General features: G+C 36.8%; 13 protein-coding genes. 5 read left to right on the forward strand and 8 right to left on the reverse strand.

The genetic code is table 11. From position 1 onward, the window contains the following. The first annotated feature begins 30 nt into the window (after positions 1 to 30). A complete protein-coding gene (lnt, locus tag ACI4L0_RS02480; RefSeq protein WP_439798586.1) occupies positions 31 to 1,869 on the forward strand; it encodes an apolipoprotein N-acyltransferase in 1,839 nt (612 codons plus the stop codon). Between the two features lies 1 nt (position 1,870). After that, positions 1,871 to 2,437: a hypothetical protein gene (locus ACI4L0_RS02485; RefSeq protein ID WP_439798587.1), complete on the forward strand. Its 567-nt coding sequence runs from the start codon at positions 1,871 to 1,873 to the stop codon at positions 2,435 to 2,437. Positions 2,438 to 2,512: 75 nt separating this feature from the next. Here ACI4L0_RS02485 and ACI4L0_RS02490 read toward each other — a convergent pair whose 3' ends face one another. After that, positions 2,513 to 2,719 (reverse strand): hypothetical protein, encoded by a 207-nt coding sequence (locus ACI4L0_RS02490; protein ID WP_439798588.1) that lies wholly within the window; start codon positions 2,717 to 2,719, stop codon positions 2,513 to 2,515. A gap of 89 nt (positions 2,720 to 2,808) precedes the next feature. Between ACI4L0_RS02490 and ACI4L0_RS02495 the strand changes: the two genes are divergently transcribed. Next, complete coding sequence (locus tag ACI4L0_RS02495) at positions 2,809 to 3,012, forward strand: hypothetical protein (RefSeq protein WP_439798589.1); 204 nt, start codon at positions 2,809 to 2,811, stop codon at positions 3,010 to 3,012. Positions 3,013 to 3,069: 57 nt separating this feature from the next. Here ACI4L0_RS02495 and ACI4L0_RS02500 read toward each other — a convergent pair whose 3' ends face one another. Then, a complete protein-coding gene (locus tag ACI4L0_RS02500; RefSeq protein WP_439798590.1) occupies positions 3,070 to 4,227 on the reverse strand; it encodes a DUF1972 domain-containing protein in 1,158 nt (385 codons plus the stop codon). Positions 4,228 to 4,306: 79 nt separating this feature from the next. Here ACI4L0_RS02500 and ACI4L0_RS02505 point away from each other — a divergent pair, with 79 nt between their 5' ends. Continuing rightward, positions 4,307 to 4,630: a type II toxin-antitoxin system RelB/DinJ family antitoxin gene (locus ACI4L0_RS02505; RefSeq protein ID WP_439798591.1), complete on the forward strand. Its 324-nt coding sequence runs from the start codon at positions 4,307 to 4,309 to the stop codon at positions 4,628 to 4,630. A gap of 3 nt (positions 4,631 to 4,633) precedes the next feature. Continuing rightward, a complete protein-coding gene (locus tag ACI4L0_RS02510; RefSeq protein WP_439798592.1) occupies positions 4,634 to 5,053 on the forward strand; it encodes a putative toxin-antitoxin system toxin component, PIN family in 420 nt (139 codons plus the stop codon). Between the two features lie 510 nt (positions 5,054 to 5,563). Here ACI4L0_RS02510 and ACI4L0_RS02515 read toward each other — a convergent pair. The 6 genes from ACI4L0_RS02515 to ACI4L0_RS02540 form a co-directional block, all read right to left on the reverse strand. Further along, on the reverse strand, positions 5,564 to 5,947 hold the full coding sequence (locus tag ACI4L0_RS02515; RefSeq protein WP_439798593.1) for a DapH/DapD/GlmU-related protein: 384 nt from the start codon (positions 5,945 to 5,947) through the stop codon (positions 5,564 to 5,566). 5 nt (positions 5,948 to 5,952) lie between these two features. Then, entirely contained in the window at positions 5,953 to 6,222 is a 270-nt protein-coding gene (locus tag ACI4L0_RS02520; protein WP_439798594.1) for a hypothetical protein, read from the reverse strand. Continuing rightward, a complete protein-coding gene (tnpA, locus tag ACI4L0_RS02525; protein WP_439798595.1) occupies positions 6,219 to 6,683 on the reverse strand; it encodes an IS200/IS605 family transposase in 465 nt (154 codons plus the stop codon). Before tnpA ends, ACI4L0_RS02520 begins: the two co-directional genes overlap by 4 nt. Before the next feature lie 12 nt (positions 6,684 to 6,695). After that, positions 6,696 to 7,391 carry a glycosyltransferase gene (locus tag ACI4L0_RS02530; protein ID WP_439798596.1) on the reverse strand — a complete coding sequence of 232 codons (696 nt, stop codon included), beginning with the start codon at positions 7,389 to 7,391 and terminating at the stop codon, positions 6,696 to 6,698. Between the two features lie 283 nt (positions 7,392 to 7,674). Next, positions 7,675 to 8,523: a capsular polysaccharide synthesis protein gene (locus ACI4L0_RS02535; protein ID WP_439798597.1), complete on the reverse strand. Its 849-nt coding sequence runs from the start codon at positions 8,521 to 8,523 to the stop codon at positions 7,675 to 7,677. Positions 8,524 to 8,626: 103 nt separating this feature from the next. Then, positions 8,627 to 9,433 (reverse strand): LicD family protein, encoded by an 807-nt coding sequence (locus ACI4L0_RS02540; RefSeq protein WP_439798598.1) that lies wholly within the window; start codon positions 9,431 to 9,433, stop codon positions 8,627 to 8,629. Positions 9,434 to 9,841 lie beyond the last annotated feature (408 nt).

A 9,841-nucleotide genomic window follows, 5' to 3' on the forward strand; every position in this document is an offset into this window, starting at 1 on the left:
TTTTTCTATATATAATATTAAGATAATACAATGAATCAGCTGTTTTTACAAGTTTTTTATGCAATCTTTTCAGGAGCAGCAGAGGCTATTTCAATTTCCAACGATTTTCTTCTATTAGGCTCCCCTGCATCCGCGCTGATCTGCCTTTCGCCCTTATACATAGCCGTCTACAATTCAAAGTCATACAGGCAAACATTCTGCCTTTTTTTTATCCAAACCCTCACAGTCCACATTCTTTCAAGCTACTGGCTGTCAAATTTCAGGGGCTTTGCATGGTTCACACTGGGAGCAAGCGCGCTGGGAACTGCCCTGATCGGAGGAATTTGCGGAATCATAGCAAATGCCTTTCCGTCAAGAATTTCAAAAAGCTTCTATCTGCGTGAAAAAGCGGGAAACTGTCCAGGGGCGGTTTTGAAACGAATGTTCTGGTTCTGCGCATGCTGGATTTTTTACGAATACGTAAAGTCCACGGGCAGCCTTGGTTATCCCTGGGGAACAATTTTTATGGCGGGCTACAGCTGGAAAGTTTTTACGCAGATTTCCGATATAACAGGTGTCTGGGGTGTGACATTTTTGTATACTCTGTCATCATGCCTTGCTGCGGAAGCAATTATGGCTCGCGGAAGTTCCTCAAGCGAAGGCTTCCGGAATAATTTAAAAGATGCCTTTAAATTTACGGCCGCAGTATTCACAGTCTGCGCTTTATACGGGGCAATTCAGATTTCAGTTCCAAGGCAGGTGGAAAAAATTTTCAATGCGGTAGTCGTGCAGCAGAACATAGACCCCTGGGAAGGCGGAGATCTGAAGTCAATTTCCATTTCAAAAAAACTTTCAACTGAAGGAATTCGCCAGCTTACAAAACAGGGCAAGGAAACAGATCTTGTCATCTGGAGCGAAGGGGTTCTTTCAAAGCATTTTCCGCAGGCTGAATCATACTATTCAAATTTTCCGGCTGACGAAAGCCTGAAGGACTTTATCAGCAAAACCAAGACTCCGTTTCTAATCGGCGGAGAAGTTCTTATTGACAGGCAAAACCGAAGAAAGACAAACAGCGCGCTGCTCTTTGACAAAAACGGAATTTTTTCAGGCTTCTACAGCAAAATGCACCTTGTTCCGTTTGCAGAAGGAATTCCATACGGCGAAACTTTTTTTATGAAGCAGCTGACAAAAAGATACCTGCATTTTTCATCAAGCCTTGTTCCGGGGTTTCAATATGTTCTGTTTAAAATTCCGCTGAAGGAAAACACAGGGCTTCAGACACCGCTTGATTTCAACAGGGAAAAAACAGCGCAGATTCACCTTGATAAAAACGGAAATGCAGTTCCAGAAAACAGGGAGCTTTTTATAAAGAACAACCAGGAAAATCCTCTTTCATTTTTAAAGTTTTCCGCTCCGATATGCTTTGAGGATTCATTTCCTTCTGTATGCACCGGTCTTTTCAATATGGGAAGCGAAATATTTATAAATCTCACAAACGATTCCTGGAGCAAAACAGTCTCAGCGGAAATGCAGCATTTTATAGTAGCAAGCTACCTTGCGCTTGAATACAGAACCACACTGCTGCGCTGCGCAAATTCAGGATATTCGGTTGTGCTGAATCCAGCGGGAAAAATTCTCTACGATCTTCCGCTGTTCAAGGAAGCTTCAATGGGAATTTCTGTTCCTGTATACAAAACATCGGCAACGGTCTATTCAACTCTGGGCGACTGGTTTGCATATCTCATGGCGGCATCGGTGCTTTTATACATTGTTTTTGCCTCTGAAAATCTGCATGATGTTTTTAAACGCTTGTTTTATATCTTCAAACCTAAAAAAATGCAAATCAAAACAGGAAAAGGAATCAGGAAATTTCTAAAAAAGGAAAGCTGAAATGAAAACAACAACAAAGCTGAATTTTCTTCGGGGCGGCGCAACCATTTTTTTCGGAGCTGTTATTTTTTTATGCGGATTTTTTCCAGGGCTGAATATGCAGATGCCGGCCGCAGTTTTTTCAGGATGCATTTTGGGAAGTGTCAGGGGAGCTGGAAGCGCAGGGCTTTGCATACTTGCAGAATATGCTCTGGGCGAATTTTCAATAGAAGCAACAGGAAAATTTGCGGCTTTGTTTGCTGGCTCTCTGGTTTCAGGACTTGTTGCAGGCTCGCCTTCCATAGAAAAAAAAATCAAAGCAAAAAACCTTTGCAGAATTTTCGCCGGAACAATCGCAGGCTTTGCAGTTTTTTATCTTACAGAATTTTTCACAGGCTCACTCACAAAAGAAGTTTACATTCCTGCTGATGTATTGAAATGCATAAGCCTGTCAATTCTGTCAGCAGCACTCAGACCCAAAGCAGCAAAAATCTTATTCCCACCAGAAAAAGCAGAAAAAGAACTTGAAGAACTTGTTGACAAATTAAAATCCAAATACGAAACCAAAACAAAGATTTCTATAGAATGAGAGTAAGCGCGGAATAAAAACTTCGGCCAGAGAAAAATAGATCTCATAAAAGAGCGCAGTTGAATTCCATAGCTATTACAATGCTAATACCTTCCGTATAAAAAAAGACCTCCCAAGGAAAATCCCAGGAAGGTCAAAGTGAGACTCATCGCCTAGCGTGCTAAGAAATTTTCCCTTTTCAATGAGCGACACAAGAAAATCCGCCGTGATCCAGCCGCTTTCTGCAATGCGCTCCTTCCAGAAATCCTGCCGCCCGTCCGCATAAAAATCAATTATTTCCATATATAAAGAAAGTATAGTGAGGGAAAATATTTCGGTCAAGAAAAGCAAATTGACAGAAACAGAAAATCCTTATACAGTAAAAATCGTTTATGCACACCGCCACCGCCCTTGAAACAAAACTAATTCTTCTCTTATCTGCCACACCCGATATTTCACAGAACGAACTGACCGCCCATTTTGAAAACGAATGTCAAGCAAAAAAAGCCATCGAAGGCTGCCTTGCAAAAAAGTTCATCGTCACGACAAAAAAACAAAAATATGCCCTTACTCCCGAAGGAAAAAAACAGATTTAGTTTTTCTAGATTTATGTTTTTAAAATGGGCGTTCGCCGCAACCTGCGGTTGAAAAAATCAATACAAACTATTGTAAAGTTCCGCAATCGTTTCCCAAGAATAAAGCCTTTTTCCAGCTTCTTTCATTGTATGGGAAACTTCTTCAAAACGAGAACTTTCTTCTATTATAATACGCACGATGTCGTCCGAAGTTTTCCAGTACAGGGCTTTTTCTTCTGTGGTGGCGCGGTTATAAACGCAGTCAAAGGCAAGAACCGCAAGACCAAGGTTCATGGCTTCTACAAGGGAAGGATTCGTTCCGCCGGCACTGTGTCCGTGAACATAAAGGGAAGCATTTGAACGGAGCCAGTTTACCGTATGCGGCTCATAAACCGGGTCAAGAAGGTGAATATTTGAAAAACCAGAATATTTTTCTTTAAGGCATTTTCCATAATCAGAGCGTTCCCAGTTTCCCACAAAGACAAGATTTTTTTCAGGCATTTTTGAAAACGCTTCAAGAATAAGGTGAACATTGTTTTCAGGCTCAATGCGGCAGACAGTGACGGCGTAAGGATTTTTACAGAAAGGATATTTTTCAAAAAGAGAATCATCCTTAACCGGCAAAACCTGGTCGCCTCCGTAGGCAATAAGTTCCACCCTTTTATTTTGAATTTCCTTTCTGTATTCCGCCTTTATATAATCGGTAATGCCCTTGTTGTCGCCGATTACAATGTCAGAATGACGGACAGCCATCTTCTCGCTGAATTTCAAAAGATGCTTTGCATACCACTTCCATTTGTCGCGCCGCCATTCAAGACCGTCAATATTCGTGATGATTTTTCCCCGGAACCGCCTGCGGATATACGGCAGGAACATACACCCGGAAACACCCAGAATGAGCATAATGTCAGAATCCAAAGAACGCTTCATTCCTTCAAAATCGTAGAAAATGCTTTCGATTCCATTGGCGTCCTTTTCAAGATAGACAAGTTTTGCACCCTTGTAAGACTCCAGCCTGTTTTCATATTTTTTACCCGAACAGAAAACTGTATATTCCACACCCGGTGGCGTAAAATCAAGCAGATTATCCACCAGAGATTCAAAACCGCCGTAACAGGCAGGCACACCCACAGTCCCGATGACAGAGATACGGAGAGGGTTACCCGTAGATTTTTCAGTTTTACAAAGATTTGTGTCATGCTGAACTTGATTCAGCATCTCATTATTTTCAAGCATAGAGGAACTCCTTATTTTTATTGACAAACACATTACATTCACATATATTAAATTTACAAACACATACAGGAGGCGCATTATGGCAAGCACATTGGTACAAATTAGAGTTGATGAGGATTTGAAAAACGAAGCGACTGACATTTTTGAAAGGCTCGGTCTTGATTTGCCCACCGCAATCCGCATATTCTTGAAAAAGTCCGTGGAAGAAAGCGGAATACCGTTTAATTTGAAAATTTCTAGTGAAAAGAAAAATCTTAAACAAGCTGATAAAATTCTTAAAAAAGCAAATAAAGAGGCAAAAAAGAATGGAATTCAAGATATAAGCCTTGATGAAATAAACAGCGAGATTAAGGCATATAGAATGGAAAGACGTGCAGCTCTCTCTGTTGCTGAGGGGAAATAGAGAATGAATATTTTTGCAGTTATAGACACGAACGTTCTTGTTTCGGCGTTGATAAAAAAAGAATCGAATCCTGGAAAAATTGTTCAGAACACATTGGCTGGAATCATAAAACCGATTTACAGCAAAGAAATTATAGCTGAATACAAAGAAGTTCTTCATCGAAAGAAGTTTAAATTTTCCAATGCAGTAATTAATACTATCATTCAAAACATTATAAAAAACGGCAAAGAACTTTCTGGCATTGAAACAGAAGAAAAGCCCACTGATCCAGACGATGTGATTTTTTACGAAGTTACAATGGATTCTCGCCAGACAGACGAAACATTTCTTGTGACTGGAAACATCAAGGATTTTCCAATCAAGCCGTTCGTTGTTCGACCTGAAGAAATGATGAGGATTATTGAGGAGAGAAGGAAGAGATAAAGAAGAAAATAGTTTCAGCATTTTTGATTTATATAGAAAATTTTGTAAAAAAAATTTATATTTAAAGAGGAATGCGGAGGTAACTAGGCAAAGCACATTCACACTAAAAAAAAGACGAACTTAACCTTGACTTTATAAAAGGCCTAAAAAAAATATTCAAAGGCAATGTTCTTGATACAACAGTTTCAGACAATTCCGACGCCTCAGATGACGAAACTGAATATCTTCTGGGAAATCCAGCAAACAAAAAGTTCCTGCTTGAAGGGATTGCAGAAATTGAAAAAGGCAACGTAAAAAAAATTGAAGCGATTTCTCTATGATTACAAGTGTAGCTATTCTTTCCTGCAAGGAGCATTATAAGTAAAAGGAAAGAGAACCTTTAATAGTAAGCAAAAATAAACCTGCGAAAAAAACGGAATATGTTGTATTGTTTAGTGGCTGTCATTTTACACACGCTCCTTTATCATCCGACAGGGATTACCTACACAGACTGAGTTTTCCGGCAAATCTTTAGTTACCACACTCCCCCCCCCCGACAATTGTAGAATTCCCTATCGAAACAGGCTTTGTAAAAAGCGTATTCATTCCTATAAAACAATTGGAACCAATATGAACTTCTTCAACTTCATAATTTCCAGTCTGAGAATTCTTAAAATGAGTTAGAATTTTTGTTCCAGCAGTAACAGTCGTATTGTCTCCGATAAAAATATTTTGAGGATATAAATCATCAAAAAGCACGAACTGTCCTATAAAACAATTTTTACCAATGTGAACGCCACAAAGTCGCAGCAACTTAACTCGCACAGAACTTGGACAGAAAAACGACTTATAACAATATGCAAAAATAAAACGACGAAGAAAACGAAAAATATTGTATTGTTTAGTGGCAGTCATTTGTTTTAAACCTCATAATAAAACTCCTGTTTTTTTATAACATTTTTCATATCCCAATTCTCAATTCCGTAGTATTCGACTTGCGATACTTTAAAATCCACTGCATCGTTTGCCCAAGAACTTGCTGAATCTGAAAGTACTTTGAATTTTATTAGATTCGAAATTTTTGCAGCAGAAGGAACATTTTTAGAGACAATGCATTTTAAGTTTAATTTTTGTGCTTCGAATGAAACTCCCCGACGCAAGCGTCGGGGTATCGTCCAGCACCCTGTCATAAGCCAAAATCCAACTCTGGCTGATTTTCATATATCTTTTTGTACTCTCTCTTTTCCTGTCCCTGATTTTGTATATATCTTGTAATTGTTTCTTTGCTTGCATACAGTCCAACTGTATTTGCATAATAACCACTTGTCCATAGTGCTCCGCCCCATAGAATTTCCTTCTTTATCCTCGGATAACTCATAAATATTTCCCTTGCAGTTATGCTTTTTATTATCGTCACAATCCTCGTTACTGCTAATTTCGGTACGCTCTGTACTAAAAAATGCACATGGTCTTCTTCCATTCCTATTTCTACAAATCGTATTTCATAGCATTTTTCTATTTCCATGCAGATTTCTTTTAGCCTCTCTCCTACTTCTTCGCTAAATACTTTTCTTCTATACTTTGCTGGAAACACCAGATGATATAACAACATTGTTTTATTATGATTCTTGTATATATCCTCAGCATACATTCTTTCATTATATCAGCTTTTCGACGCAAGCGTCGGGGAATTAGACCCTCGGTAGATTAAAACAATTCCAAGTCCTTCAAAATTTGACGGAAGCACAAACACATCCATAATTTTCATTAGCTCGGGAATGTCTGTCCGATTGGAAAGAATTAGATAATCATTCTTTAAACCGAGTAAATCTAATTCTTCTGATATTTGATTTTTTAGTTCACCATCACCAATCATCAGCAAAAACGCAGCAGGATTTTTCTTTTTGATCTCTGAAAATATATCAACCAGAAAATTATGATTTTTCTGATTTATGAATCTTCCAACATGACCTACGACAAAGGCATTTTCTGGAATATTCAATTTTTGTCTAAACAAAACTTTATTAACATCAAATCGTTCAAAATTAATTCCATTATTCAAAATTAAAGAATTGTTTATATTAAAACGCCTATCAATTTCGCACTTCATTTCTTCATGCAGCGTTATAAAAGTAAAATCACGATTATGCGAAAGCCATCTTGCAGCTTTTTCTTCCCTTTTATTTGTATCAAAAACCCAAGAAGGTTCATTATGAACTGTGTAGAATATTTTACATTCAGATTTTGCAAATTTTACATACTGCAAAAGTCCCAAGTGAACATGAATGACATCGGGATTTTCTGATTGAAAAAGTTTCTTTACAAATCTAAAACGAAGCTGTTTGCATAAGTTATCCAATCCATATTATTATCAAGCAAATACTTATGTCCTAACCAATACGAACTCCAACTAATACTTAAAGAAAACTGATAAATCAAAACAAAAATAATAAAAGCACGTGCTGAAAACTTTTTACCGAGTAGAAAAAAAAGTATAAATGCAATTAAGGAAACTAATTGCAAATAAAATTAAAAATTTCCATCATTTAAGTTTTTCGCATAATTAAAGAAACATAAAGTAAAAATTGCATACACCAAAAAGAGAAAAGTTTGGAAACTTATATATGATTTTTCTTCCGTTTTCATTTCTCCTCCACAATCCGCTTGTAAAAAGTTCCGCTGGCGTTTTTGTCTTCATCACTCAACTTGTATGTAAGTTTATGGCAGAAACTTTGTGTGGTGATTGAATTCCATTGTGTTTGGTCAAAAGGTTTTGCAAGCTCAAAAAGCATAAAATGCGGAGTTTCGTTTGTATATTTGGGAATTGCAAAAGAATCATTTTGAAAAGTGTCCAACGCAATCTGAACAAAGTCATGAAATAAAAAATAATCGCATAAATAATTCTTTTTTTTCCAATATTCAAAAAGAAGCTCTTGTACTAATGCCAAAACTTTATTGTCTTTGCAAGACGACAAAAACCAGCTTGAAAGATTTATTGTTTTCCCGTTGCTTCCAGGCTTGTAAGTTCTAAATAAAAAGAGAGGAGCATTTTCTATATCAACAGGAATTTTTGATGTAAGAAAAACTGTTGCATCTATCCAGATTCCGCCATTTTTTACAAGAAGATTTGTACGCAAAATATCAGAAAAATGAGTGTTTGTGATAATTCCGGTTTTCCATTTTTTTATGATGAATTCTGGAATATCTGTAAAATCAGCATAGTTTTCTGATGTAATTTCAATAATCTTGTAGTCATGGCAAAACTCTTGAACGCTTTTATAGCAGCGTTTTACAAGTTCAGGAGCGTTTTTTATTCCCTGAAGCCAGCAAAACCAGATTACTTTTGGCTTAGAAGCATCGACAGAATTTTGTACAAACAAATTCTTGCAATACCAAGAAACAGTATTTCTGAATTTACGCTTCAATTTTTTGTACACCCTTGAGGATACAAGTTCTCGTAAAGTTTCAAGACCCTTTTTATTTTTAGGCATAATCATAAAACATCGCAACGCATAAAAAAACACACCGTTTTTTGCCCAGTTTTTTAAAAGAGAAACCCCACCTTGTTTCTTAAAAATACTTACAACACCCATTTTATTTCCTGTAAATTTTATAAAAATGATGACCGATTCTTTCATTTTCTGGAGGAAATTTCATATAATCGCCATATTCCATACATAAAATTTCATCATATTTTTGAGAAATGAAAAATTCTGTGTCTTCAAAATATGAAAGGACCAAATTTTCAAAAAATGATTTTTTATAACAAAATCTTTCAGTTCCCCAAATAACTACAGAAACAAAATCAGAACTTTCGTAAGAATATTTCTGTCCAATTTTTTCTAGTTTTTGTCTTATTGATTCAATTTTTCTAGTCTTTGCAAGCAAATAGGCACTTTTTTTTACTATTGTTTTAAGTAATCCTTTTACGGGAACATAATGCTCCCGACTTTTTGAAAAATACATTGAAGAATAAAACCATGCTTTTTTGTATAAAAAGTTATGTTTTCCATTTCCAGCACCGTCAAGCGGATAAATATCAACAAAAGTACCCATTCCACAATCTTTTTCGTTTTCGGCTTCCATTCTAAAATCAGTATTACAAACACGACTAATCATATATGGATAATTTTGAACAGTTTTGTATGAAAACCATTTTAATGGAGAAAGCTCTTTTTCATGTCGGACAAAATATTCGGCAAGTTTTTCATAATCACTCCGCGGCATTACAATATCCAAATCATCATCCCAGGGAATAAAACCTTTGTGCCGAACTGCACCAATCAAAGTTCCGTAAAAAAGCGAATATTTTAAGTTTTGCTCGATACATATTTTATGGATTAATTTCATTATTTTTAGCGTTTCCGATTGAATTTCCTGTAAGGTTAGTTCCTGATTCATACTATTTTTCCCCTAATTTCTTTAGTTAATTTCAATCTTTTTTTTAATTCCTTCTTCAATAATTACCTGTGCTTTCCACCCGTAAAAATTGATTTTTTCTGAATTCCCCACCACCCGAACAACTTTGCTGTATCCGCTTTTTTCCGTTTTATTAGAGGTATCGAACACATCTTTTACACCGCTCTTCTATGCAACAAGGATAGTCAAATCTTTCAAATGTACATTAGCTCGTCATCCTTTACATCCTTGATTTCCATAATTCCGTTGCTGTTTGATTCCTGAGCAGATGCGTCGTTAGTCATTTACCACCACCAAAGGTGGTGGTTTGAATGTGAACCGCTCAAAGCGGTTTGTTTTTTATTTCTAATTCAATTCCGGGAACAAGCCCAAATCTGAATCCAGCTTCTT

It is taken from the genome of Treponema sp. (assembly GCF_051883275.1).
Lineage (GTDB): Bacteria > Spirochaetota > Spirochaetia > Treponematales > Treponemataceae > Treponema_D.

What these genes read in the sequence shown, in the direction of transcription:
- lnt (WP_439798586.1), top strand. Translation starts at nt 31, where the DNA reads ATGAATCAGCTGTTTTTACAAGTTTTTTATGCAATCTTTTCAGGAGCA.
- ACI4L0_RS02485 (WP_439798587.1), top strand. Translation starts at nt 1,871, where the DNA reads ATGAAAACAACAACAAAGCTGAATTTTCTTCGGGGCGGCGCAACCATT.
- ACI4L0_RS02490 (WP_439798588.1), bottom strand. Translation starts at nt 2,719, where the DNA reads ATGGAAATAATTGATTTTTATGCGGACGGGCGGCAGGATTTCTGGAAG.
- ACI4L0_RS02495 (WP_439798589.1), top strand. Translation starts at nt 2,809, where the DNA reads ATGCACACCGCCACCGCCCTTGAAACAAAACTAATTCTTCTCTTATCT.
- ACI4L0_RS02500 (WP_439798590.1), bottom strand. Translation starts at nt 4,227, where the DNA reads ATGCTTGAAAATAATGAGATGCTGAATCAAGTTCAGCATGACACAAAT.
- ACI4L0_RS02505 (WP_439798591.1), top strand. Translation starts at nt 4,307, where the DNA reads ATGGCAAGCACATTGGTACAAATTAGAGTTGATGAGGATTTGAAAAAC.
- ACI4L0_RS02510 (WP_439798592.1), top strand. Translation starts at nt 4,634, where the DNA reads ATGAATATTTTTGCAGTTATAGACACGAACGTTCTTGTTTCGGCGTTG.
- ACI4L0_RS02515 (WP_439798593.1), bottom strand. Translation starts at nt 5,947, where the DNA reads ATGACTGCCACTAAACAATACAATATTTTTCGTTTTCTTCGTCGTTTT.
- ACI4L0_RS02520 (WP_439798594.1), bottom strand. Translation starts at nt 6,222, where the DNA reads ATGACAGGGTGCTGGACGATACCCCGACGCTTGCGTCGGGGAGTTTCA.
- tnpA (WP_439798595.1), bottom strand. Translation starts at nt 6,683, where the DNA reads ATGTATGCTGAGGATATATACAAGAATCATAATAAAACAATGTTGTTA.
- ACI4L0_RS02535 (WP_439798597.1), bottom strand. Translation starts at nt 8,523, where the DNA reads ATGCCTAAAAATAAAAAGGGTCTTGAAACTTTACGAGAACTTGTATCC.
- ACI4L0_RS02540 (WP_439798598.1), bottom strand. Translation starts at nt 9,433, where the DNA reads ATGAATCAGGAACTAACCTTACAGGAAATTCAATCGGAAACGCTAAAA.